The organism is Providencia sp. PROV205 (assembly GCF_028479505.1).
GTDB lineage: Bacteria > Pseudomonadota > Gammaproteobacteria > Enterobacterales > Enterobacteriaceae > Providencia > Providencia huaxiensis.
Genome location: NZ_JAMPNU010000001.1, coordinates 436,000 through 460,469 on the forward strand (window position 1 = coordinate 436,000; position 24,470 = coordinate 460,469).

21 protein-coding genes are annotated in these 24,470 nt (G+C 40.1%); 10 read left to right on the forward strand and 11 right to left on the reverse strand.

The features are described 5' to 3' along the window. The first annotated feature begins 13 nt into the window (after positions 1-13). Complete coding sequence (gene betB / locus PR800_RS02085) at positions 14-1,492, forward strand: betaine-aldehyde dehydrogenase (RefSeq protein WP_272530106.1); 1,479 nt, start codon at positions 14-16, stop codon at positions 1,490-1,492. 39 nt (positions 1,493-1,531) lie between these two features. After that, positions 1,532-3,211: a choline dehydrogenase gene (betA, locus tag PR800_RS02090; RefSeq protein ID WP_102139303.1), complete on the forward strand. Its 1,680-nt coding sequence runs from the start codon at positions 1,532-1,534 to the stop codon at positions 3,209-3,211. A gap of 258 nt (positions 3,212-3,469) precedes the next feature. Here betA and cutA read toward each other — a convergent pair whose 3' ends face one another. Continuing rightward, positions 3,470-3,817 carry a divalent-cation tolerance protein CutA gene (gene cutA / locus PR800_RS02095; protein ID WP_102139302.1) on the reverse strand — a complete coding sequence of 116 codons (348 nt, stop codon included), beginning with the start codon at positions 3,815-3,817 and terminating at the stop codon, positions 3,470-3,472. 641 nt (positions 3,818-4,458) lie between these two features. Between cutA and PR800_RS02100 the strand changes: the two genes are divergently transcribed. Continuing rightward, entirely contained in the window at positions 4,459-5,931 is a 1,473-nt protein-coding gene (locus tag PR800_RS02100; RefSeq protein WP_102139301.1) for an anion permease, read from the forward strand. A gap of 75 nt (positions 5,932-6,006) precedes the next feature. Here the strand turns inward: PR800_RS02100 and PR800_RS02105 are convergent, their stop codons facing one another. After that, the gene (locus PR800_RS02105; RefSeq protein WP_246501207.1) at positions 6,007-6,213 is read right to left on the reverse strand and encodes a 3-oxoacyl-ACP synthase; all 207 of its coding nucleotides are present in this window, start codon (positions 6,211-6,213) and stop codon (positions 6,007-6,009) included. 357 nt (positions 6,214-6,570) lie between these two features. Here PR800_RS02105 and PR800_RS02110 point away from each other — a divergent pair, with 357 nt between their 5' ends. Together PR800_RS02110 and PR800_RS02115 are read left to right on the forward strand one after the other, a co-directional pair. Continuing rightward, positions 6,571-7,443: a DMT family transporter gene (locus tag PR800_RS02110; RefSeq protein WP_206276541.1), complete on the forward strand. Its 873-nt coding sequence runs from the start codon at positions 6,571-6,573 to the stop codon at positions 7,441-7,443. Positions 7,444-7,673: 230 nt separating this feature from the next. Continuing rightward, positions 7,674-7,994, forward strand: coding sequence for a hypothetical protein (locus PR800_RS02115; RefSeq protein WP_166266955.1), 321 nt, complete (start codon positions 7,674-7,676; stop codon positions 7,992-7,994). A 53-nt stretch (positions 7,995-8,047) separates the two neighbouring features. Here the strand turns inward: PR800_RS02115 and PR800_RS02120 are convergent, their stop codons facing one another. Next, a complete protein-coding gene (locus PR800_RS02120) occupies positions 8,048-9,139 on the reverse strand; it encodes an NADH:flavin oxidoreductase/NADH oxidase (RefSeq protein ID WP_210843924.1) in 1,092 nt (363 codons plus the stop codon). A gap of 542 nt (positions 9,140-9,681) precedes the next feature. On the opposite strand from PR800_RS02120, the gene PR800_RS02125 reads away from it, so the two are divergent. The 4 genes from PR800_RS02125 (at position 9,682) to PR800_RS02140 (ending at position 14,167) form a co-directional block, all read left to right on the forward strand. Further along, a complete protein-coding gene (locus PR800_RS02125) occupies positions 9,682-10,998 on the forward strand; it encodes a CitMHS family transporter (protein ID WP_231068218.1) in 1,317 nt (438 codons plus the stop codon). 276 nt (positions 10,999-11,274) lie between these two features. Then, positions 11,275-12,093 carry a VanW family protein gene (locus PR800_RS02130; protein ID WP_210848482.1) on the forward strand — a complete coding sequence of 273 codons (819 nt, stop codon included), beginning with the start codon at positions 11,275-11,277 and terminating at the stop codon, positions 12,091-12,093. 227 nt (positions 12,094-12,320) lie between these two features. Continuing rightward, a complete protein-coding gene (locus PR800_RS02135) occupies positions 12,321-13,031 on the forward strand; it encodes an RNA ligase family protein (RefSeq protein ID WP_210843432.1) in 711 nt (236 codons plus the stop codon). Beyond that, positions 13,028-14,167: an AAA family ATPase gene (locus tag PR800_RS02140; protein WP_206276543.1), complete on the forward strand. Its 1,140-nt coding sequence runs from the start codon at positions 13,028-13,030 to the stop codon at positions 14,165-14,167. The genes PR800_RS02135 and PR800_RS02140 overlap by 4 nt, the downstream gene beginning before the upstream one ends. Before the next feature lie 44 nt (positions 14,168-14,211). Here the strand turns inward: PR800_RS02140 and PR800_RS02145 are convergent, their stop codons facing one another. From PR800_RS02145 to citC, 8 genes are all read right to left on the reverse strand, one after another. Further along, a complete protein-coding gene (locus PR800_RS02145; RefSeq protein ID WP_272530112.1) occupies positions 14,212-15,264 on the reverse strand; it encodes a 4-oxalomesaconate tautomerase in 1,053 nt (350 codons plus the stop codon). Between the two features lie 303 nt (positions 15,265-15,567). Continuing rightward, positions 15,568-17,001, reverse strand: a complete 1,434-nt coding sequence (locus PR800_RS02150) for an anion permease (protein ID WP_102139292.1) — start codon at positions 16,999-17,001, stop codon at positions 15,568-15,570. Positions 17,002-17,250: 249 nt separating this feature from the next. Further along, a complete protein-coding gene (citG, locus tag PR800_RS02155) occupies positions 17,251-18,141 on the reverse strand; it encodes a triphosphoribosyl-dephospho-CoA synthase CitG (RefSeq protein WP_166266965.1) in 891 nt (296 codons plus the stop codon). Continuing rightward, positions 18,128-18,667, reverse strand: a complete 540-nt coding sequence (gene citX / locus PR800_RS02160) for a citrate lyase holo-[acyl-carrier protein] synthase (protein ID WP_102139290.1) — start codon at positions 18,665-18,667, stop codon at positions 18,128-18,130. The genes citG and citX overlap by 14 nt, the downstream gene beginning before the upstream one ends. Before the next feature lie 3 nt (positions 18,668-18,670). After that, the gene (gene citF / locus PR800_RS02165) at positions 18,671-20,197 is read right to left on the reverse strand and encodes a citrate lyase subunit alpha (protein WP_102139289.1); all 1,527 of its coding nucleotides are present in this window, start codon (positions 20,195-20,197) and stop codon (positions 18,671-18,673) included. Positions 20,198-20,207: 10 nt separating this feature from the next. Then, positions 20,208-21,104, reverse strand: a complete 897-nt coding sequence (gene citE / locus PR800_RS02170) for a citrate (pro-3S)-lyase subunit beta (RefSeq protein ID WP_272530114.1) — start codon at positions 21,102-21,104, stop codon at positions 20,208-20,210. Then, on the reverse strand, positions 21,104-21,400 hold the full coding sequence (gene citD / locus PR800_RS02175; protein WP_102139287.1) for a citrate lyase acyl carrier protein: 297 nt from the start codon (positions 21,398-21,400) through the stop codon (positions 21,104-21,106). Before citD ends, citE begins: the two co-directional genes overlap by 1 nt. Beyond that, positions 21,397-22,473 carry a [citrate (pro-3S)-lyase] ligase gene (gene citC, locus PR800_RS02180; protein WP_272530115.1) on the reverse strand — a complete coding sequence of 359 codons (1,077 nt, stop codon included), beginning with the start codon at positions 22,471-22,473 and terminating at the stop codon, positions 21,397-21,399. Before citC ends, citD begins: the two co-directional genes overlap by 4 nt. A 368-nt stretch (positions 22,474-22,841) precedes the next feature. Between citC and dpiB the strand changes: the two genes are divergently transcribed. Further along, positions 22,842-24,470 (forward strand): sensor histidine kinase DpiB, encoded by a 1,629-nt coding sequence (gene dpiB, locus PR800_RS02185; RefSeq protein WP_272530116.1) that lies wholly within the window; start codon positions 22,842-22,844, stop codon positions 24,468-24,470.

Here is a 24,470-nt window from a genome sequence, read left to right on the forward strand (position 1 = left end):
CAGAGGAGATAATATGCAACATCCACCGATACATAAGCTTTATATTCATGGTGGTTATGTCGACAGTTCACAACCTGAATGCGGGCAATTTCCTGCAATCAACCCTGCAAATGGCGAAACTACCGCAAATCTGCAATCTGCGACCCTTGAAGATATCCAATGGGCGGTAGAAAGCGCCAAACAAGGCCAGAAAGTTTGGGCGGCAATGACCGCGATGGAACGCTCACGTATTTTACGCCGTGCGGTGGATATTTTACGGGAACGTAACGACGAATTGGCTTATCTCGAAACTCTTGATACGGGCAAACCGCTTTCTGAAACTCGTTATGTGGATATCGTCACAGGGGCAGATGTCCTTGAATACTATGCAGGTTTAATCCCTATGCTGGAAGGGCAGCAGATCCCTCTGCGTGACAGCGCATTTGCTTATACCCGCCGTGAACCGCTGGGTGTTGTGGCAGGGATTGGCGCATGGAATTACCCTATCCAAATTGCGCTATGGAAATCAGCACCTGCTCTGGCTGCGGGTAATGCCATGGTGTTCAAACCCAGTGAAGTCACGTCGTTAACCGCATTAAAGTTAGCTGAAATTTATACTGAAGCGGGTGTGCCAGCCGGGGTGTTTAACGTGGTGACAGGCCAAGGCGGTGAAGTGGGGCAATGGTTAACGGAGCACCCTGATATTGCCAAAGTTTCATTCACTGGGGGGATCGCAACGGGTAAAAAAGTGATGGCGAATGCGTCAGCCTCTTCTTTAAAAGAGGTGACGATGGAACTAGGCGGTAAATCACCTCTAATTATTTTTGATGATGCAGATTTAGATAAAGCTGCAGATATCGCCATGATGGCGAATTTTTATAGTTCCGGCCAAGTGTGTACCAATGGAACACGGGTTTTTGTGCCAGGATCGCTCAAATCACAGTTTGAAGACAAGATCACTGAACGTGTGGCGCGCATTAAAATAGGTTCCCCCATTGACGATAATACTAACTTTGGGCCATTAGTCAGTTTTGCTCATATGGAAAATGTGTTGCGTTATATTGCGTTAGGCAAACAGCAAGGTGCGAAATTATTGTGCGGAGGTGAACGCTTGATGGATGGCGATTTCGCTCAGGGAGCGTATGTTGCACCAACGGTATTTACTGATTGCAATGATGAAATGCAAATCACGCAGGAAGAAATTTTTGGTCCTGTCATGAGTATTTTAAGTTATCAATCGGAAGATGAAGTGATTGCCCGTGCAAACAACAGTGTATATGGGCTTGCTGCAGGGGTTGTGACACAGGATCTAACGCGTGCGCATCGTGTTATCCATCAATTAGAAGCTGGGATTTGCTGGATCAATACATGGGGTGAATCACCCGCTCAAATGCCAGTAGGGGGATATAAGCATTCCGGTGTTGGCCGTGAAAATGGCGTAATGACATTGCAAAATTATACACAAGTGAAATCCATTCAAGTGGAATTGGGGGAATTTGCATCCGTTTTTTAATCACATCATTTTAATTTGACTGAAACAGAGGAGATAACAATGGTCTATGACTATATTATTATCGGTGCTGGTTCAGCCGGTAACGTTCTTGCTACCCGCCTGACAGAAGATCCAGATGTTACTGTGCTGCTCCTTGAAGCAGGAGGACCGGACTACCGGTTCGACTTTCGCACACAAATGCCAGCGGCATTAGCCTACCCGTTACAGGGGCGACGTTATAATTGGGCTTATGAAACTGATCCTGAACCGCATATGAATAACCGACGAATGGAGTGTGGTAGAGGGAAGGGGCTCGGGGGCTCATCATTAATTAATGGGATGTGTTATATCCGAGGGAATGCCCTAGACTTTGACGGCTGGGCTGAAGCACCTGGCTTAGAAGACTGGCGTTATCTCGATTGCTTACCTTATTTTAGAAAAGCAGAAACGCGTGATATTGGCCCTAATGATTACCATGGTGGAGATGGCCCTGTCAGTGTGACAACACCGAAGAATGGCAATAATGTGCTATTTCATGCGATGGTGGAAGCCGGTGTACAAGCAGGGTATCCACAAACAGATGATTTAAATGGGATCCAACAAGAGGGTTTTGGCCCGATGGATCGCACAGTCACTCCTCAAGGGCGACGAGCAAGTACAGCAAGAGGGTATTTGGACCAAGCGAAAAAACGCCACAATTTAACTATTCTTACGCATGCCACTACGGATACCATTGAGTTTGAAGGGAAAAAAGCGGTTGGTGTTAAATATTATCAAGGTAATAGCACTACGCCTACGGTAGTGAAGGCGCGCAAAGAGGTTCTTTTATGTGCAGGCGCGATCGCATCTCCACAAATTTTACAGCGTTCTGGAGTTGGGCCTGAGGATGTTTTGGCTGAGTTCAATATTCCAGCTGTGCACGTTTTACCTGGTGTGGGGCAAAACTTGCAAGATCACCTTGAAATGTATTTGCAATATGAATGCAAACAACCAGTTTCACTATATCCAGCCTTAAAATGGATAAATCAACCCAAAATAGGCGCTGAATGGCTATTTAAAGGGACAGGAATTGGCGCAAGCAACCAATTTGAAGCCGGCGGGTTTATCCGCACCAGTGAAAAATTTGCTTGGCCAAATATTCAATTTCACTTTTTGCCTGTGGCGATTAACTATAACGGTAGTAATGCCGTTAATCAGCATGGTTTTCAAGCCCATGTAGGTTCAATGCGTTCGCCGAGCCGAGGGCGAGTTCGTTTGAAATCTTTAGACCCAAGGCAGCATCCGAGTATTTTATTTAATTACATGTCATCGGAGCAGGATTGGGAAGAGTTTCGTGCTGCTATTCGTATTACCCGTGAAATTATGGCTCAGCCAGCACTTGACCCATATCGTGGAGAAGAAATCAGCCCCGGTAAACAGATTAGTACTGATGAAGAGCTAGATACATTTGTCCGCGAGAGAGCAGAAACCGCTTTTCACCCCTGTGGAACTTGTAAAATGGGGCACGATGATATGGCGGTAGTGGATGGTGCAGGGCGAGTTCATGGTATTGAAAATTTACGAGTTATCGACGCATCAATTATGCCGTTGATTATTACGGGGAATTTAAATGCAACGACTATCATGATCGCGGAGAAAATCGCCGATAAAATTCGAAATCGGTCTCCGTTGCCCACAAGCGATGCAGATTATTATGTCGCAGGTGGTAGGCCAGTGAGAAATCAGCCCTTAAGGGGCTAGTTTTTCCACGAAGATTTCACGTACAAAGCGATTGATATTTATATCAGTCGCTTTTTTAGCTAGACAGAATATGTGTTAGCTAATTTTTAGACAAAAAAAACCTCCAAATATTAAGGAGGGAAAATAAATATAAAGCGAGCTTATTTATATAGCATTAATTTACGGTAAACCATAGCCGACCAGTTGAATTTATTTATACAAAATGATTCTAGCTCACAATTTATAACGTTATAGTTATTAAATTCAGATTAATACCTATTATTTAACGGAGCTAATCAGCCATTGTAGATAATTATCTTCAATTTGGCTTGGGTCTAAGCGAATGAGTTCTGGAGTTTTATATGGGTGTACTTCTTTTATTGCATTAAACAAATTGAGTTGATTCCCTTGGGTTGTTTTGATCAAGAGTAAGATCTCCTTATCTTGCGTGATATTACCATGCCATAGATAAACAGATGTTATTTCAGGGAGTAAAGAAACACATGCAGCTAAACGATTGGCTAGTAAATGTTGGGTAATTTTAATTGCACTTTCATGGCTATTAGTCGTGCATAACACAATACATGGGCGTTGAGCATTTGTGGAGTAAATTTGTTCAGTAGACATTTCATTTCCTTCTTAGTCATATTTGGATGTGTTTTATTGCTCATATTTATAGATTAGGAATAAAAATTGTATTGGGAAAAAGCATAATCACTATAAGTGTTTTTTAGCATGATCAGATTAGATAATAACTAATGATAATTAAGTAGAAGGTATTGCTTCAATAGTGGGTTGCTCGTTTTTTAAGCAAAAATTACCATTGTTATAATTTTTTATATATTCAATATAATTTAGAATATTTCTTGGTTTTATTTTATTAATTCGATTCAGCAAGCATAAATTGAGGGTAAACTATAAAAATAATTGAAATTTTAGTATATTAAGAAACAAATTAGATTATGTGATAAATGTGAGTGTATGTGTTGCTAGCCTAGTAATAGAACAAATAATAAGCCCAGTTTTATTTTTACCCTTATTAATATAAGTGTAGGCTTACCTTTTTGTGCGAAAAATATGAAAGGTTAATCACTGAAATAATATATTACGTTTAGTTACAAAATAAATTACATTTTTTTATAAAAGAATCTACGTACTGATAAATATCAAGGTTTTTGAGCTATATATTGTTAATCTAAAGATAAAATTAGAATATATAACTGAAATTACTCTGTATTTCCATCTTTAAACGTGTATGGATGAACCCTATGAATAAGCTGACACCTTTAAAACCTGTTCCAACGTTAATCGCAGTTGCAATAACATTAATTATTTGGTTTTTAATTCCTGTTCCTGAAGGTGTTAATCCAAATGCGTGGCATCTTTTAGCATTATTTGTAGGCACAATCGCTGCGATTATTGGTAAGGCTTTACCAATAGGTGGTGTTTCTATTGTCGCTATCTCATTAGTTGCAGTTACCGGGGTGACTAATCCTGAATCAACTAAAGGGGCAATTGCGGATGCATTAAGTGGTTTTTCTAATGACTTAATTTGGTTAATTGGTATTTCTATCATGGTTTCCATGAGCTTGAACAAAACAGGTTTAGGGGCAAGGATAGGTTATTATGTCATTTCTTTATTTGGTAAAAAAACATTGGGTATTGCTTATTCATTGGCAATAGCAGAAACAATATTGGCTCCTGTGACACCAAGTAATACTGCACGAGGTGGGGGAATTATTCACCCAATTATGCGTTCTATCGCTGATAGTTTCGGGTCTAAGGCAGATGATGGTACTGCTGGGAAAATCGGTCGTTACTTGGCTTTGGTCAATTACAATATTAACCCGATTACGTCTGCAATGTTTATTACGGCAACAGCCCCCAACCCACTGATAGTCAGCCTGATTGTAAGTGAATTAGGGCAAAAAGGGGAGCTAACTTGGGGAATGTGGGCTATTGCAGCATTTGTGCCTGCCATTATCTCCTTGATTTTAATGCCTCTGGTCATTTATTTGATGTACAAGCCTGAAATCACCTCTACGCCGGATGCGCCTAATTTTGCCAAAGAACGTTTACAGCAATTAGGGCCAGTTTCATTACCTGAAAAATTAACATTAGCTGTTTTTGGGTTGTTATTACTGATGTGGGCAGGTGTACCTGCAATGATTTTTGGACCTGCATACAGTGTGAATGCAACAACAGCAGCATTTATTGGCTTAAGTATTTTATTAGCAACAGGTGTCATCAATTGGGATGATGTCTTAAAAAATAAAGGGGCTTGGGATACGGTAGTTTGGTTCTCCGCTTTGGTGATGATGGCATCTTTCTTAGGAAAATTAGGCCTAATTAAATGGATGTCAGTTTCAGTCGAAGGTGCCATTGCGAGTATGGGAATTAGCTGGGTATGGGGGATGTTGATCCTTGTTCTTATCTATGTTTATTCCCACTATTTCTTTGCTAGTACAACTGCACATATTACCGCAATGTATGCTGCATTTTTAGCCGCGGGCTTATCTCTTGGTGCACCGCCAATGTTGTTAGCTTTAACGCTTGCTTTCTCATCATCATTAATGATGTCATTAACTCATTATGGAACAGGTACTGCACCCATTATTTTTGGTTCTGGCTATGCCACATTAGGCGAGTGGTGGAAAACCGGTTTTGTTATGAGTGTCGTTAACTTAGCCATCTGGTTCTTTATTGGTAGCGTTTGGTGGAAGTTCTTAGGTTACTGGTAATTAGCTAAATTAGAGATTGAAGATATTTAATAGAAATCGGGCTAACAGCTCGATTTCTTCTTTTAAAACCCCATGCTATAAATAAGTGGCTATTGTCACAACCAAACCACTAATTATCGAAATCAGCATCACTTTTCCCCAACTGAAGACTGACGACGATTTTAATGCGTGTTGCCATAACAAACTTATCTCATCCGCATGCGCATATTTTCTCTTATTGATCGCAATCTTAATTTTTTTGATTGTATCGTTATCTACCGGTAATGTTTTTTGAATAACCATGCTATGACCTTCCATTAAGTTGAAGATGCAACTTCAATCAGTAAGACTGGTACTTGTTTGCCTACCTTGATTATCTCAGGTCATGTAAAAAGAAAAATTGATGAGCTTGTATGCAAACTTCCTCATTTATCGTATTTGAAATGAGACTTAATCTATTTAATAAGAAAAAAGGCGGCTTGGAAGTAAACTTATCGTTATTAAGAGGAAATGGCTCTTAATTTAAGGTCATATTTATCATTTTTTACGAAACATTATTATTTGGAGCGGTTGGAGATAAAGGCCATAAATGTGATTGGTTTAGATGAAAAAGCCAGTATGATGTAGCAGAGAGTCTTTTTAATTTATCCAGAGGAACACATGTATTCGCAAAGAAAGGCAGAATTTTTCTTGGTGCTTACCACGATAATTGCAGCTTGGGGATGGGTATTTTCCCGAGAAGCAGTGCAGGGAATGCCAATATTTGCCTTCCTAGGTAGCCGTTTTTTATTCGCGGCCATCATTTTAGCCCCTTTTTGTCGGGGGAAAAAAAATAGAATAGCGGTGAAGCAATTACCCAAAATATTAATGACAGGCGGTTGGATGTCATTAAATATGGTGCTTTGGATCCACGCAGTTGCGATAACAGACTCAATTGGCGAAGGGGCTTTTATCATGAGCCTGGCGATGTTGTTTGTTCCCTTAGTCGCATGGGTGATTTTAAAAAATAAACCTGTACGTTATTTCTGGGAGGCACTTCCTGTCGCTGTATTAGGGCTGGCATGTTTAACACTATTCAAGGCTCAGCTTGAGTTTAAAGCAAGCCAACTTTGGTTTCTTGGCGCCGCAATTGTTCAGGCTATCTATTTTTGTTATACCAGTTTATATACTCGAACAATTCCTCTTTTACCGTTAACGACCATTCAACTTGCCTGTACTGGAATTACAGGACTAATTTTGTCACTTTTTTTAGAAGAGTGGCCAAGTAGCATCACGATACCCACTATGATGTGGTTTATTGCTAGTGTGGTGATAGCAACGAGTTTACGGTTTGTATTACAGCTTATCGGCCAAAAAAATACCACCGCAGGAAATGCCGCAATTATTATGATCCTTGAACCTGTTATGACCGTATTTGTAGCGGCTATTTGGTATAGCGAAAGAATGCCTTTTATCCAAATTGTTGGCTGTGTGCTAATTTTATCATCATTATTCTATTATCGATGGCGTTGTTCTAATTCATTACCTAAGTAAAATACAGATAATAAAAGATGGGGCAATACAGATTTTTTATAAGAAAACAGCTATGATTAATATGAATAGTCAGTGATAGGGATATTAATCTTAATAAGAACGTCTTATTTGGTGAATTAAGATTAATGGTATTGAAAACATAAACGAGATATCCAAAATAGCGTGAACTAGGAATAATAGGGGTTTATTATTATCATCTTAGTTAAAGCTAAATAGGAAATGGGCATAAAATGAAAAAATTAGCATTAATATTAGGTATGGCGGGAGCGATGGCTGTGCTGTCTGCATGTTCTGATGAAAAATCAGAAATTGCTGAATACAAAGAAAATTTTGTAAATACTTGTGTGGTTGCATCTGGTAATCCTCAAGGTGAAACGGCAAAAGCAGTGACTGCAATTTGTGGTTGCGCCTACGACAAAACAATTGAAAAATATGGTTTGGCCGAGTTTAAACGTATGGATGCGGAGCTAGAAAAATCAGGTACTGCAGAACCTGAATTCCAAAAAACGATGATTGAATTTGTGCAACAGTGTTCGACTAACGCGCGTTAATTATTTATTACTCGCAGCTATTATCAATTAGCAATAGCTGCGAGTTTATTACCTTACTTAAATAAGTGCTTAAATTGATGTGGGGCACAGCGCCGGTATTGTGGCGCAACGTCTATTTGTTCATTCAATTCACTCGCTGCTCGCCAAGGCCATCGTGGCTCAAATAAAATCCCCCTACCAATAGCGACAAAATCAGCTTGATGGGTTGCAACAATGGCTTCTGCTTGTAAAGGTTCGGTAATAAGGCCTACCGCAATAACAGGCATCATGGTGTTTTCATGAATAGCTTGGGCTAAAGGGACTTGATAATTTGGACTTAATGGTATCTGTTGCTCAGTTGATAAGCCACCTGACGAAACGTGGACATAATCACAACCCAAATCCTCTAATAATTCTGTTAGCTCAATTGATTCTGGTACATTCCAACCCGATTCAAGCCAATCTGTTGCGGAGATCCGCACGCCAATTGCAACATTAGGGTTAATTATTTCTCTCATCTCATGAAAAATATTAGTAAGTAAGCGGGTACGCCCTTTAAAGCACCCTCCATATTCATCTTGTCGTAAGTTTGATGCCGGTGATAAGAATTCATGCAGTAAATATCCGTGAGCAGCATGGATCTCAATAACGTCAAAACCGGCTTTTTCTGCACGAATTGCAGCGTCAATAAATTGCTGTTTGACCTGTAGAATTTCATCAATAGATAATGCATGTGGGATTGCATTCTCACCAAAAGCGATTGCTGATGGTGCAACGGTTTGCCAACCATTTGGTTGTGTAGGATGGATACTTTTACCCCCTAACCAAGGTAACTCGGTTGATGCTTTTCTACCTGCGTGGGCGATTTGTACCCCTAAACGCGCATCTGAAAAATGTCTGATATCGCTGAGCATTTTCTGCATGGCTACCATTTGTTCGTCATTCCATAAGCCTAAGTCTTTGTGGGTAATACGTCCTTCAGGAACAACGGCACTGGCTTCTACAATCACTAAGGAGGCCCCTGACAAGGCAAGGTTCATATAGTGGGCGTTATGCCACGCCGTTGGCATGCCATTTTCTGCAGAATATTGACACATCGGGGGAACAATAATTCTATTTTTCAGCGAAACTTGGCCTATTGATGCAGGTGAAAAAAGGCGGCTCATTGGAACATTCCTTATTAGCAAACTTAAATTACTTTAATATTATACTTAGTTCTCCAAATTTTTTTTGTGAGATGGTGTGGTATTACGGGCTAAATTTTGTTTTTACAGCGGATCGGTGATAGAAAATCAAGTAAATTTTTGCATATTTGGCCAAAAGCATAAAAAGTATATTTCCCTAGCAACATGATGAAAAAAGAGGGAAAAAATATAAAAAAATAAGATAAAAAATAAAATATTATAATAGTTATTAATTTTTGATTGTTATAATTCTGTAACTTATAAATAAAATTAATATTCACCATTGTGGAGTGGCGTTAATGTCCTCTTATGGTTTTAATGGTTCTAATAGAGAATAAAGCTATTTTTTTATTTTAAATGATAATTTAAATAAGAATTAATGCATTGTTTGTGAAGCAAAATTATAAAATATTCCTTGCGGTTATATTAAATGGTTTATATAAGAAACATGCTTATTAAGCTAATGCGAGCCAAGCTGAATTTTGTGTTCACCTGAAAAATATAATTCTAAGAAGGAAGTTGATGTGCTGACAATTATTGGTATTTTAATCATTATATCGATAGTAACATTATTGATGATGGGGAAAGTTAGCCCAATTATCGCAATGTCTTGTATTCCCTTTATTGGTGCTTTATTTGCTGGTTACTCTGTTGCTGAAATTTCAGTATTCTTTGAAAGCGGAATTAATAAAGTTTCAAAAGTCGCAGCTATGTTTTTATTTGCGATTTTATTTTTTAGCTTAATGAAAGACCTGCATATTTTTGATCCGTTGATCCGTTTAATGGTTAAAATGACGCGTGGGAATATTATTGTTGTTTGTATTATGACAACGTTAATTGCAGGAGTTGTCCATTTAGATGGTTCAGGCGCAGCGACATTCTTAATTATCATTCCTGCACTATTACCTTTATACCGTCAATTGGGGATGAGTCCATACCTTATGTTGCTGCTGATGTGTGCCAGCATGGGGGTTATGAATATGGTACCTTGGGGCGGGCCATTAGGCCGTGCTTCGGCTGTTACTGGAATTGATGCTTCTACCTTATGGCAGCATTTGATCCCAGTACAACTCATTGGTATGGGTGGAGCAGTGGTATTTGCTATCTTGATGGGATTACGTGAGAAAAGACGTATTGCCGCGGCAAGTTTGAAAGGAACAACGCCATATGAAATGGATTCTTTGTTACCTGTCAGTGACGACACTGCAGATATAGCGGAAACGGTTCATAAGCCTAAAAAACCACTCATTAATGGTGGGTTAATTGTTGCTTCCGTTGTGTGTTTAGCATTTGGTTTATTATCTGCACCTTATGTTTTTATGATTGCCCTTTCCATTGCCTTGATGGTTAACTTCCCTAACCCTAGAGACCAAATGAAAGTTTTGGCAGCCCATGCTCCGCAAGCATTGGGAATGGTTGCCATTATCTTAGCGGCGGGAGCATTTTTAGGTATTTTATCTGAAGGTGGCATGCTTGAGTCAATCGCAACAGACTTAACCGCTATTTTACCAACAGAATGGGTTTCTAAAGTTCATATTTTTGTTGGTATTTTAGGTGTGCCAATGGATATTTTTACCAGTACCGATGCTTACTATTTTGCACTATTACCAATAATTCAACAAATTGCAGGCACAGTTGGTGTTGACCCATCTTCCGTTGTTTATGCCATGGCGATAGGTAACAATGCAGGAACCTTCGTGAGCCCGTTCTCTCCAGCAGCATGGTTAGCAATGGGATTAGCTGGAATTGATATGGGGCGCCACTTACGTTATTCGTTCGGTTGGATTTGGTTGTTTAGTTTCTTTTTATTAGCGGTTGGGGCGGTACTCGGCTTGTATTAATTTGCTCGTCGGCTTTAACGCCACAGCGTTGTTGGCTTCAAAAGTAAACCCTAGTCACATACTTGTGTATGCTCCTAGGGATTTACTTTTTTGCCGCCTAGCTGTGACATGAAATCCTTAGAGCAAATTGTCTATTCGAAAGACAAGTCTTTTTTATTCTACAAGCCAGAGGGTTATTTTCTTTTATCAATTATTGGGTTTATCAGACAGTTACTATGTCGAAAAGCGAATGCCTATGACATGATTTATTGGTTAATTATATCAATAAGGTTTGTTATGCGTAGGCCGCTTTCTTCTTATCATCCTATTCTCTATTGGCTGCGTGTCACTCAAAAACGTTTAGCTCGACGATTGCATTGGGCATTTTCCGCCAAGTATTATGCGAAATCAAAATCCAGTGAACGCCTTGAATATCGCTACAACAAGCACACGTCGAAGCTGATCCGAAAATTAGGTGAGTCAGACCTACGTTTACAATATAACAAAGTGACAAACTTACGTATTGCTGCAGAAGCGATGAATGGCATTACTATATATCCCGGTGAATATTTTTCTTTTTGTCGATTAGTAGGTAAACCCACAGCACGCAGAGGTTTTCTCGAAGGGATGGAATTATCATTCGGTGAAGCACGCTCAGGGATTGGCGGGGGAATTTGCCAACTGAGTAATTTAATTCATTGGATGGTTTTACATTCTCCATTGCAAGTAATTGAGCGTGCTAATCATAGTTTTGACCCATTTCCAGATGAAGGGCGGGTATTGCCTTTTGGTTCTGGAGCAGCAATTTTTTATAATTATATCGATTTGGTTTTTTATAATCCGACGCAAAGTGCTTTTCAATTGGTATTTAATATTGCAGAACATCAACTCGAAGGGGAGTTATTGAGCTGCACTCCTCGTGAGCACAAGTACCATATTTATGAGAGAAACCATAAGTTTACTCGAGAAAATGGGGTCATATACCGCCATAACGAAATTTGGCAAAAAGTGACAACAAAAGGACAGGAACCTATCACTCTGCAGGATAATTGTTTGTATCGGAATAAAGTAGTAGTGAAATATTCCCTAGATGAACGTCATATAGTGGTTGAATGACAGTGTTGATAATAAGATTAGGAATAAATTGATAGCCTTTTTCTTGACAAATAGACTAAAATTCAATTGTTTTCCTGCAATTTCGCTAATTTTAACCATTAGCCAAGTAAAAATGAGGCCGTCACTCGGAATAGATATGTAATACCTACACTTGATTTCTCAACAATTAAAGACGCAAATCTAGCAAAAAGATTTGTGGTTATTTCTATTTCTTTAGAGAAAGCATGATGAATATGCAATCAAGAAAGTATGGTAGAACGTATCACTATCCGTTCTCCCCAGGTACGACGAGTGATGATCGCATCAATAGCGATTGGTGGTCGCACATCCAAAATATAGACAAACTGGTTCATACAGAAAAACTGGATGGTGAAAATAATTGTTTAAACCGTCACGGGGTTTTTGCACGCTCTCATGGAGCGCCAACCCAATCAGCATGGAGCCAGCAAATTCGCCAACGTTGGCAGCTGATTAAAGATGATTTAGGGGATATTGAACTATTCGGTGAGAACCTTTACGCAATACATTCCATTGAATATCAATATATTGAAGATTACTTCTATGTATTTGCGGTGAGGCAGGGGGAGTATTGGCTCAGTTGGGAAGAGGTGCAATTCTATGCGGCTCTATTTGATTTTCCAACCGTCCCTCAATTAGATTTATCACTCAGTAAACACATGAGCAAGCAAGAATATGCAAGTTCATTAATTACTGCAGCATCATTAGATAGCCAATTTATTGCGCGTGATACTCACACGGGTAAATCTTGTAGCATGGAAGGTATTGTGAGCCGCGATAGCCAAGGCTTTCATGTGGATGATTTTATGGCGCATGTTTTCAAATATGTGCGTAAAAACCATGTTAAAACGGATATCCACTGGAAGCGGCATTGGCAGAGAGCCAAGCTGGCCTTTGAATTACAAGGAGAACAACCATGAGTTGGCAATTAACCCAATGTCGTGATTGGACACAGCTTGAAAAACAGTTCGATTTTGTGCGTGATATGCAGTATGTGCCGCAAGACCGCTTGCACCATGCGGAAGGTAACGTGGCTATTCACACCCAAATGGTGTTAGCTGCTTTAGAAGGTTTGTCTGAATATCAACAGCTTCCTGAGCTTAAACAACAAATCGTTTGGGCTGCAGCCTTGCTGCATGACATCGAAAAACGCAGTACGACAAAAGAAGATGAAGAGGGGCGGATCCATTCACCTGGACATGCCAAAAAAGGTGAGTTATCTGTACGAAATATATTATTTCGACAAATAGAAACTCCTTTTGCTATTCGCGAACAAATTGCGGCTTTAGTTCGATTCCATGGTTTACCGCTTTGGTTAATGGAAAAGCCAGATCCTGAACGCACGTTATTTGCCGCATCTTTACGGGTTGAAATGTCTTTATTGTGCATGTTAGCGAAAGCTGATGCGATAGGGCGTACGTGTGAAGATAAAGCAGAATTATTGGTCAGAATCGAGCTATTTGAGTTGTTCTGCCGTGAGCAGGGCTGCTGGAACCAACCTAAATTATTTGCGTCAGCGGCTGGGCGCTTCCAGTATTTTCATCATCAAAAAGGCACCACGGATTACCAGCCTTTTGAAGAGGATGGAAGCGAAGTGATTATGTTATGTGGTTTACCGGGGATGGGAAAAGACCATTTCATCAAACGGTTTTACCCACAAACGGCAGTAGTTTGTTTAGATGATATTCGCCGAGAACATAAAATCAACCCAGCAGATAAAAATGCACAAGGGTGGGTCGCTCAGCAAGCGAAAGAACAAGCGAAACAGTTATTACGCACGAAAACCCATTTTATTTGGAATGCGACGTCACTGAGTGCCTCATTACGGGGAACAATGATCAGTTTATTTGAACGCTATCAAGCAAAAATCCATTTAGTTTACTTGGAAGTACCATTTAAACAGTGGCGGCAACAAAATCAACAGCGTCAATATGCGGTACCGGAGCAAGTGATGGAAAAAATGGCCGGGAAGTTGGAATTGCCGACGCCAGATGAAGCTCATCAAGTTTCCTATTACATTGATGGCAATTTTGAACCGTTACTTGCAGAAAAATAAAATTCATCACCTGCCTCTAGATAAGAGGCAGGCTATTATTAGTTTTAAGGAACGTATACGTTGCCTTCAAACAGTTTTCTTGCCGTACGAACAATTGATGCTTGAAGCCCTTCCGGTGAGTTGCCTTGCTGGCTTAATGATACCTCAAATTTACCACTTAAATGCTCAATGGAAATGTTGCTCATATCAACAGGCTGAATGTATTGCTGAGTAATACTGTCCGGGATCATAGTGCTTGTGGCAATGGCAATAGCACCCGTTACGGCAAGCGCACCATGGCATTTATGTGGCATAAAATAGCGGACATTAATTGTTCCACCGTGAATGGCAGGTGAAATCAATATGGGTTTAGGAATGACTTTTTTACTTACATCACCAAGCCCCATCATTGCACCCGCTTTTATACGAATAGCCTCTAGCTTTTGCATAAACTCGGTATCTGCTTCAAGTTGTTCCGCGGTTTCATAACCTGTTTTGTTAAGCTGAGGGGCATCAATTAATACCACTGGCGTCGCCATATCAATGCAGCTGACATCAATACCTTCAATAGTATCAATCGCATGGCCTGTAGGGAGCAATTTCCCCGTTTTTGTTCCACAAGCATTTAAAAATGTCAGTGCAACAGGCGCTGCATGGCCGGGTACGCTAGCAATTTCGGTATTACCATCATAAGTTACATGGCCATCAGGGGTTTGTACCCTAGAGTTGATGAAAGTATTCGTATTTACATTGCGGATCCTAACCGTGGTTGTTTCACCCGTGATGGGCACCAATCCTTTTTCAATAGCAAAAGAACCCACTGCACAAAGAATATTGCCGCAATTCGGTGCTGTATCAACAAGATGCTCAGTAATAGAAACCTGAGCAAATAGGTAATCAATATCGGCATCAGGGTGGAAGGAAGGGCTAATAATAGCGACTTTACTGGTCTGTGGGCTGCCTCCACCAATGCCATCAATTTGCAAAGCATGGCCAGAACCCATAATAGCGAGGATCAGTTCATCACGTTGTTGAATATCAGTGGGAAGGTCATCGGCTAATAGAAATACGCCTTTTGAAGTTCCGCCACGCATTAGTGTGCAAGGGATTTTTTTCATCTGTTTACCCGTCATATTTCGCGCTGTAGCTGTGTTGGCTACACTCAGCCACCCAAGTCACATACTGATGTATGCTCCTTGGGATGTCTTTGTTTTGCCGCCTTGCTACAACGTGAACTATTTAGGGTAAGCTGGGCTAATATTATTAGGTAAACCTAAGAAAGAATTAAGCTTGCTCCAATAAAATTCACGTTATAGCGCCAAGACTGCAAATAACTCTGGAACAGCGAGAAATTAATCATTTTGTTGTTAAATAGGGCACAATCATGATGGTGCCCGTCGTGTCGATTTATTGACTAAGAATTAAATTAATCCAGTACTGATTAAAATTTCCCACCAACCTAAACCGATAGTCATGTGAACGAATAAACTAATGAAGGCAACTAACCCACCGATGATCCACCAGGAACGGATATCGTTATAACCTGCACCGAATACGATAGGTGCTGCCGCGCCGCCATAGTGAGTAACGCTTCCGCCGTAGGCATTTGAGAACAATAATCCCAGTGCGAGCAACATCGGAGGAGCCCCAGCAACCATACCCACAGTGGCAAATACCGGAACCATGGCTGCAACGTAGGCACCACCAGAGGCGAATAAGTAGCGAATGGCAACACTGATGAACATGATGACAAAGAACGCTAGCATTGCTTGGTCACCGAAAGAAAGGTATTGGCTCATGGTATCTGCGAGCCACTTGAAGAAACCTGCTTTTGTGAGTACGCCTGACATACTGATAATACCACCGTACCAAATCAGGGTATTCCAGCCGCCTTTATTCTTCAGCACGTCATCCCAAGTTACAACACCGAGGATCAGAGTTAATGCCATAACCGCAATCGCGACGCTAGAAGCGCTGACCCCGATAAGATCAGAGAAAATCCAGCCGCACAGCGCGATAATGAAGACAATACCTAGCAATTTTTCACGCATAGTCATTGGGCCTAAATCTTCAAGGCCTTTGGCTGCGATCTCTTTATTGTTCACCTTTTTCAACTCAGGTGGATACAGTTTGTAGATCATTAATGGCGTCAAAATCAGCATAATTAAACCAGGTACAGAGGCTGCAAGCGCCCATCCGCCCCAACTTAAATGGATGCCCATAATGTCACTCATCATGGCAAGGGCGAGTGCATTCGGTGCCATTGCGGTTAAGAACATATAGCTGGTGGTTTTGGTCACCATATAGACGTTGACGAGGAGGTAGTGACCCGCTTTTCGTGGGCTTTTCTCTGGATCAGACCCTAAAGCAACGGCCACACTATTGATGATTGGGAAAACAATCCCTCCAGCACGTGCGGTATTAGATGGCGTCGCAGGCGCGATAATTAAATCAAGGATTGCGGTTACATAACCGAGCCCTAATGTTGTACCGCCTAACTTGCCAATCAAAATATAAGAAAGACGTTTACCTAAACCAGTAATAACAAAGGCAGCACTCAGAGTAAATGCAGCAAATACAAGCCATGTCGTACCGGATGCATATCCGCTTAAAACTTCACTTGCTTTGACATCTTTAGTCCCTGTTACCCCAATAATTACCGCACTGGCAGCAATAGTGGCTAATAAAATAACAGGCTCTGAATAGGGTTTAAGTACCAATCCAACAATAGCGGCAAGGTAAAGACCAAATAGCAACCATGCAATATGTGGTAGCCCCGCAGGTGTTGGTATTAAAGCAATAATAATTGGAATGGCTATTAAGACTAATAGCTTCCATATTTTTTCTTTTTGCATAAGCCAATTTCCTTGATTAAATCAATATTAAATTTATTTAATATTAAATTGAATGAACTTTAATATTAGGAATTTGTTAAAATGACAATGTTTTTAATATGGCTGTATCTTGAATGAATATAATGAATCTTATTTTCATTACTCATTCATTCTAAGGTATATAATTTATTTAAATAATTAATTGGTTTTTATTTGGTTAATTTGTTTTTATTTTTTAAATTATTCCTGTGTTAATTGATATTAAAATAATTACTTCATATTAATTAAAGACTGGCTGGGTAATCGGGCAAAAAACCAAGTCAAAATTAATAAATCCGCACTTCCTCCTGGACTCATGTTTAGTTGAATACATTCACTGTCGAATTGTTTAACCTTAACTAAGTCATCATGGGTATTAATACCAGTGACTAATAGCTGTTCTGCGCGTTGCTTTACCCATGTTAATCCGTTGACGCCACCACGATTAACAATATTTGTATCATCATTCAGGCTCATGAGTAGAATTAAGGTATCGAGTAGGGCGATATCGGCTAGTTTACCTTTAGCAAGTTGTTGCAAATAATAAGGAAGTGAATGTTTGATTACTAACGAATAACCGCCTTCCGCTTCACCTCTTGCGCCTGTTAACCCATGTTCCTGATATAAGCGGCGGCCTGCGGTAGGGTTTTCGGTTTTTTGTTTAAGTTCATTGGTAATTCCCTTACACATACTGGCAACCAATAAGCTTACACTTTCAGGTGAAACAAATTGTTGTTGTGCAATCAAACGGCCTATTGCGGTTAAAACTAAACCCAAGGAAAAAATACTGCCTTTATGGGTGTTAACCCCTTTAGTCGCGCGGAACATCGACTTCTCGCAATCTATGCCGATAGGACGAATGAGGGGTAATAGTTGATCGATAAGACAATTTTTATATTGAGCACCTGCCTGTAAAAATCGAGGAAAATGTACCGCGATGGCATTGGCACTTAAATGAAAGTCAGTGAGTGCCATATCTTTATGAGCGCCGGTATTGTGTTTATCAACTAACCCAGGTTTAGGTGTCAAATTCACTTCGGCTAACATCGCTTGCCATGCTAATTGGCTGTAATAGCGAGTTAATTTCTCATTTATATGGCTGAGCTGTTTAATAGGTTGCATTCGCTAGCTCCTCAATACGATTAAGTATCTCTACCAATGAATGTGTCCGTTGACGAGCACAAATTTTCGCTTCATTTTCACAAACTAAGCATTGCCTTGGTGGTAAATTTAACTGGGAGCGCGAATATTGCTGCCCATTCGCATCAAATACATCAAAATCCCATAATCGACCAACGGGGGACGACTCTTCTAGGTGAATTAACGCTTTTTTAATCTCGATAGCATCGCCATCAACAGCGACCAAACATTCCGGCCCAGTTTTTAGCGCCCACGATTGTTGTGATAAAAACACCCACTGCCCGCATGAAGCAATTTGTTTAAGCGCATTTAGGCCCTGATTAAACACATGTCTAACAAGAGAGTTGTCTTTGACAGCTCCTGGAAAAACGACAGTAAATGAAATCAAGGTTACCTGATGGAGACCAATCCATGCTTGTTGACGAGCCAGACGGGCATCTCGGCTATCCAACAGTTCAGGTAAAGAAATTTCAAATTGCTCTTGAGTATCAGGCAGTGGGCAAAACATAGTTTACTCCTTCACTTGATGAACAACATCAATGACTGAGCCATCACGATAACGCACAACAGCAACGACTTTATCTGTAAATTCAATTGGGTTAGGCGTTCCAGTGAGTAATTGTGCACGCTCTCTTAACCAGCTCATTGAAACGGTTTTGATGCCTTGGTTTTCAAGTTGCTGTTTTAATTCAGGGCGAGCAGGGTTAACGGTGATCCCATGGTCAGTGACCAAAATATCCACACTTGATCCCGGCGTTACGCAAGTGAGCACCTCGTCCACTAAAGTTGGAATGCGTCCACGCACTAGAGGGGCAACAATAATAGACAGTTTAGAGGCAACGGCAGTATCGCTATGGCCACCAGATGCACCACGAATAACACCATCAGAACCCGTTAATACATTGACATTAAAGCGTGTATCGATTTCTAACGCACTCAACACAACGACATCAAGCATATCAACAGATGCACCTTTTGAATCAAAACAAGCGTATTGATTTGCACTGATTTCAATGTGATTTGGGTTGCGAGCGAGCGACTCAGCCGCTGCTTTATCGAAGCTTTGAACGTCTAATAATTTGCGAATTAAGCCTTTTTCATGCAAGTCGACAATGGTTGATGTGATGCCACCTAAGGCAAATCCTGCAGTAATATTATGGCGTCTCATTTTATCTTCAAGGAAACGAGTAACGGCAAGAGAAGCACCACCCGTACCGGTTTGTAGTGAAAAACCCTCTTTGAAGTAGCCCGACTTTTCGATAACATCAGCAGCAGTACGAGCAATCAGAAGCTCACGAGGGTTTGACGTCATACGAGTCGCATCTGCCCCGATTTTATCCGCATCACCCACACGTTTAACTTTGACGATATAATCGACTTCATCCTGTTTAATACTGGATGGGTTGTGGGGGTAATCGAGTATTTCTTCCGTTAACATCACCACTTTTTTTGCAGTTTCTGCATCAATTTTGGCGTAACCTAAAGAACCACAGCAAGCCGTTCCGGTATATCCGTTTGCATTACCGTATTCATCACATGATGGTACGCCAATAAATGCCACATCAATAACGAGTTCACCGCTATGAATCAAATTAGCTCTTCCACCATGTGAATGAATTTGTACAGGTTCTTCTAATTCGCCGCGTGAAATGGCTTCAGCGAGTGGGCCTCGGATACCAGAGGTATAAATCTTACGAATAACGCCATGACGAATATGTTCAACAAGTGGTGAATGGCAAGCACTTAATGAACTGGATGCAAGTGTTAAGTTGCGAAAGCCCATCTCTGCAATAACTTGCATCACCATGTTGACGGTAAGATCTCCACCACGGAAGGCGTGATGGAAAGAAATTGTCATACCGTCTTTAAGGCCAGAACGACGAATAGCGACTTGCAAATCATCACACAATTTGCGATTTCTCGGTTTTTGCACCTGCTGCTGTACTTTACCGATATCTTTAAATTCACGTAGAACATCGTCAATATTGGGTTGTAAGTAGGCTGATACGCGAGCCTGGCGCTGAGTATTATTTGTCATTTTTATTGCCTCACTCTTCCCTAATTCCTGATAATGCTGCTCGTGATAACACGAGGCGAGCTCTGTCAATAACTGGGCCATCGACCATTTTTCCGTTCAATGAAACTACGCCTTTACCTTCAAGGGCTGCAGCATCAGCGGCTTCAACAACACGCTGTGCATGGTCGACTTCTTTTTGAGTTGGTGCATATAAATTATGAAGTAACTCAATTTGTCTTGGGTTAATTAATGATTTGCCATCAAAGCCGAGTTGTTTAATGTGAGCGGCTTCGCGTAGGAAACCTTCTTCATTATTCGCATCAGAATAAACGGTATCAAATGCTTGAATACCTGCTGAGCGAGCGGCTTGTAAAATGGCGCACCGAGCATAGAGGAGTTCTACGCCGTCTGGAGACCGCTCGGTGCGCAAATTGCGGACATAGTCCTCGGCACCTAATGCGATGCCTATAAGTCTTGGTGATGAATGAGCAATATTCACTGCTTGAGTGATGCCCATTGGTGATTCGATAGCCGCTAACAAACCTGTACTACCTTCTTCACGGTCACAACTTTTTTCTATACGTAAGATTTCACTTTCAATATCAATCACATCTTGCGCAGTATCTGTTTTAGGAAGACGGACGACTTTCGCACCACCGCGAACAACCGCTTCAAGGTCAGCAACACCAAAAGCGGAATCTAATGCATTGACCCGTACAATGGTTTCAATATCTTGATAAAGTGGATGTTGCAATGCATGGTAAACTAAGCGACGAGCGGTATCTTTTTCGCGTAAAGTGACTGAGTCCTCAAGGTCGAACATCAAAGCGTCGGCTTTATAAATAAAGGAATTGCTCAACATCGCTGCATTGGAACCGGGAACAAATAGCATACTTCTGCGTGTACGTAATTTTTGTTCTGGAGTCATTATTTATCCTCCCAAGGCAGGTAGTCGATATCACAGGCGCGAGCCAGTAAAGCTTCTAAACGGGCTTTAAGTACACATTCCAGAGCACCTTTATCATCTACAATGATTTGTGCTCCTTGAATATCATGTTGTTGGATAACGTCTTGTACGATTTTTGCGATAGCATCTCCAAACTGTTTTTCAACGCTACTGGTAATTTGTATTGAGACCTCTTGAGTGTCTTCTAGCGGTTCTATGCGAACCATGACATCACTTGATTCAAGTGTGCCAGCTACTGCTGCGTGCTTTATCTTCATATTTCACCTATGGCTAATTCAGAACTTTCGGTGTGGCTTTGAGCTGATTCGATTTGGTTGGCAACCATCTCTTGCAAATATTGATAGGTTGCCTCAGGCACAATCGGCTTAATTGCCGCAAGATCTTTTTTAGCGAGCAATCGTCTCACTTGTGAGGCAGAAACTGCCGTTCCATTGATGATTGTTCGCGGAAATTCAACGAGTTCTATAGGTGGAAAATTCATAGCATCGGTTTTTAACCAAAAGCGCATGTCTTGGTTATATTGGTTGGTGACTTGGCAAAAAGGTTCCGAGCCTACGAATCGATGGGTTATCCCCAGAGCAGGGGCGATATATTGGCGAAATATCTTAATGTCTATTTCGGTATAACAGTTATTAGCAACCGTTTTGTCTTTAATAAAGTAGCAAGGAAAAGTCGCCCGAGAAATAATATATTCGGAGCCTTTATGAATCGTGAGGTTTTCTATTCCTTTGGTTCCTGCTTCGATTAAATTTAATCTTACTTTATAAGGAAAACGCGATGTGTCTTCTTTGACAACAAATAGGTGTAGCCAATCACAGGCTCTCGCAGCTTGCTCTATTAAATAGCGGTGGCCTAGTGTGAAGGGATTGGCATTCATGACGATTGCACCAATCTTTTTTCCTTCTTTACGTTGTGCTTTTAAACTTTCGATATAACGCTTTAGATAACAACAACTGTTTTCCATCAACACCATAATATCAGGAACAGTGGCAATGGTATGAAAACCACATTGTTGAAATAGGTTTTCATTTTGAAATTTGGTATAAATAAATAAATGAGTTGTATTATTTTCGTAAGCAAGATTAACCAGTTCTGTTGCTAATTTTAATGCAAGGCCTTCACCTCGAGCTTCATCACTAATAGCAACGCACTTAATAACATTTTTGGCTAATCCTCCACACGCAATTAATTTTTCATTGCGAGAAATAGTAATGAAAACGTCAATGCTTGAATCAAGCTCTAAATCGTTTTCCTTTAAAAACTGAGTTATTTCAGCAAGTTTCCTGTTCTCATGACGTTTTACTTGGTTAAACGTTATGTTTTCGAACATAATAGTATCCTGCATCTCATTTAGAGATGTTTTTAAAATGTTGCTAATGTTAAAGTTAATTAAATAAATTCTCTTTTGCTTTTCTTATAATAATAAATAGATTTTCTTATTTAATTACCCTCTTTGATATTTATATTAAAGGTACTGTATTTAATATATTTGACCTATTTCATGTTTCTCAAATGAGATTGTATTTGTTTAATGGTTTTAAAGTTTTTAATTACTTGATAAGTTTTTTATTGCTTGGTTTTAATGTGTTTAATTATTAATATGTGTATTATACCTTTGGCTTGAATCTGATTTATCGGTTATCCTATCATTATTGAGTTAACAAAATTTTTACTTTTCAGCCAGTAACGAGATATAACATGAAAAAAGAATATGCGCTCTCTTCATTGAAAAAAGTAAATTCAGTTTCATTTTCAGTACGAGTATTTTTTCTGTTATTGATAGTTTCTGTTTTTTTAACTCTCGGGTTGGGTAAATATTTTACGGATACAGCTGAAAATCGATTGATTGCGAACATTCAATCATTGGCGATGAGCCAAGCAAAGCTGATTGCTTCTATTGATGGTGTTGTGCAATCAGTAAAGAATAGAGATATTCCGAGGCTGAAGGTTATTGCTGACAAACTAAACCAAGATTCTAACTACGATTATGTGGTTATTGGTGATGAAAAATCAATTCGCTTATATCATCCAAATAGCCAAAAAATTGGTTTTCAAATGCAGTGGAACAAGCCAGGAGCCTTAGAGAAAGGGGAAAGCTATTTCATTAATGGTGAAGGCTCGATGGGAAATGCGGTTAGAGCAAAGACGCCTATTTTTGATGAACAAGGCAAAGTGATTGGCGTTGTGTCCATTGGTTACCTATCCAACAAAATAGACACATCACGTAGTGAATTGTTCGTACAAACAGGTGCTACCTTTTTAGGGATACTGATTATATTGCTCTTCTTATCGTGGGCATTTTCACGTTTAATTCAAAAACAAATGCTGGGTATGGAGCCTGAAGAAATAACGCAACTAGTCTTAGTGCAAAAAGGGATATTTGATGCTGTTTTTGAAGGTATTATCGCAGTAAATATTCAAGGGCAAATAATTAATATTAACTCTAATGCTCGGAAAATGTTATCTCTAAGCAAGCCATTAGGCCAGTTAACGGGCTCTTTTGTGTCGGAGCATATTTCGCCAGTTGATTTTTTTATTACTGATATTGAAACGACCAAGCATGATGTAATTTGTGAGTTTAATGGCCTAAATGTGATTGCAAGCCGTGTGGCAATTCGTGATGAAGAACATCTTGTGGGGGCGGTTATTAGCTTTCGTAGCCAAAATGATATTGAATCGTTAAACTCTCAGTTGACCCAAGTTCGTCAATATATAGAGAGTTTACGGACTTTACGGCACGAACACCTTAATTGGATGTCAACACTTAGCGGGTTATTGCAAATGAAAGAGTATGACCAAGCGTTGGCACTGATTAAAGGAGAATCAGAATCTCAGCAACAATTAATTGATACACTCCGTGGGCAGTTTTTTGATAAGCAAGTCGCTGGTTTATTATTTGGTAAGCACCATCGAGCCAAAGAGTTAGGGTTACAACTAAAATTTACAGCAGGTAGCCAGTTACATGAATTACCTAATTCACTAAATAGTACTGAATTTTGTGCCATATTGGGGAATCTACTTGATAATGCATTTGAAGCAAGTTTGCAAAATAATCAGGGTAATAAACAAGTGGAATTATACCTTTCTGATGAAGGAAGGGAGATTGTCATTGAAGTCGCGGATCAGGGGTGTGGTTTCCCGCCAGAAATTCAAAGTAAATGGTTCGAGCGCGGTGTGACAACCAAAACTGATGTGGCAGATAACCATGGTATCGGGCTCTATCTTGTTGCGTCTTATGTTAAACGCTGTAATGGTGCGGTTCTTATTGAAGAAAACCAACCGCATGGTACAGTATTTTCAATATTTATTCCGAAAGTGAAGATATAA

Bases quoted from the DNA above. Each gene is read 5' to 3' on its own strand.
- citF (WP_102139289.1), bottom strand. From the start codon at position 20,197: ATGACAAATAATACTCAGCGCCAGGCTCGCGTATCAGCCTACTTACAA.
- citE (WP_272530114.1), bottom strand. From the start codon at position 21,104: ATGACTCCAGAACAAAAATTACGTACACGCAGAAGTATGCTATTTGTT.
- betA (WP_102139303.1), top strand. From the start codon at position 1,532: ATGGTCTATGACTATATTATTATCGGTGCTGGTTCAGCCGGTAACGTT.
- citG (WP_166266965.1), bottom strand. From the start codon at position 18,141: ATGCAACCTATTAAACAGCTCAGCCATATAAATGAGAAATTAACTCGC.
- PR800_RS02105 (WP_246501207.1), bottom strand. From the start codon at position 6,213: ATGGTTATTCAAAAAACATTACCGGTAGATAACGATACAATCAAAAAA.
- PR800_RS02115 (WP_166266955.1), top strand. From the start codon at position 7,674: ATGAAAAAATTAGCATTAATATTAGGTATGGCGGGAGCGATGGCTGTG.
- dpiB (WP_272530116.1), top strand. From the start codon at position 22,842: ATGAAAAAAGAATATGCGCTCTCTTCATTGAAAAAAGTAAATTCAGTT.
- PR800_RS02130 (WP_210848482.1), top strand. From the start codon at position 11,275: ATGCGTAGGCCGCTTTCTTCTTATCATCCTATTCTCTATTGGCTGCGT.
- citC (WP_272530115.1), bottom strand. From the start codon at position 22,473: ATGTTCGAAAACATAACGTTTAACCAAGTAAAACGTCATGAGAACAGG.
- PR800_RS02110 (WP_206276541.1), top strand. From the start codon at position 6,571: ATGTATTCGCAAAGAAAGGCAGAATTTTTCTTGGTGCTTACCACGATA.
- PR800_RS02100 (WP_102139301.1), top strand. From the start codon at position 4,459: ATGAATAAGCTGACACCTTTAAAACCTGTTCCAACGTTAATCGCAGTT.
- PR800_RS02120 (WP_210843924.1), bottom strand. From the start codon at position 9,139: ATGAGCCGCCTTTTTTCACCTGCATCAATAGGCCAAGTTTCGCTGAAA.
- citD (WP_102139287.1), bottom strand. From the start codon at position 21,400: ATGAAGATAAAGCACGCAGCAGTAGCTGGCACACTTGAATCAAGTGAT.
- cutA (WP_102139302.1), bottom strand. From the start codon at position 3,817: ATGTCTACTGAACAAATTTACTCCACAAATGCTCAACGCCCATGTATT.
- PR800_RS02140 (WP_206276543.1), top strand. From the start codon at position 13,028: ATGAGTTGGCAATTAACCCAATGTCGTGATTGGACACAGCTTGAAAAA.
- citX (WP_102139290.1), bottom strand. From the start codon at position 18,667: ATGTTTTGCCCACTGCCTGATACTCAAGAGCAATTTGAAATTTCTTTA.
- PR800_RS02150 (WP_102139292.1), bottom strand. From the start codon at position 17,001: ATGCAAAAAGAAAAAATATGGAAGCTATTAGTCTTAATAGCCATTCCA.
- PR800_RS02145 (WP_272530112.1), bottom strand. From the start codon at position 15,264: ATGAAAAAAATCCCTTGCACACTAATGCGTGGCGGAACTTCAAAAGGC.
- betB (WP_272530106.1), top strand. From the start codon at position 14: ATGCAACATCCACCGATACATAAGCTTTATATTCATGGTGGTTATGTC.
- PR800_RS02135 (WP_210843432.1), top strand. From the start codon at position 12,321: ATGAATATGCAATCAAGAAAGTATGGTAGAACGTATCACTATCCGTTC.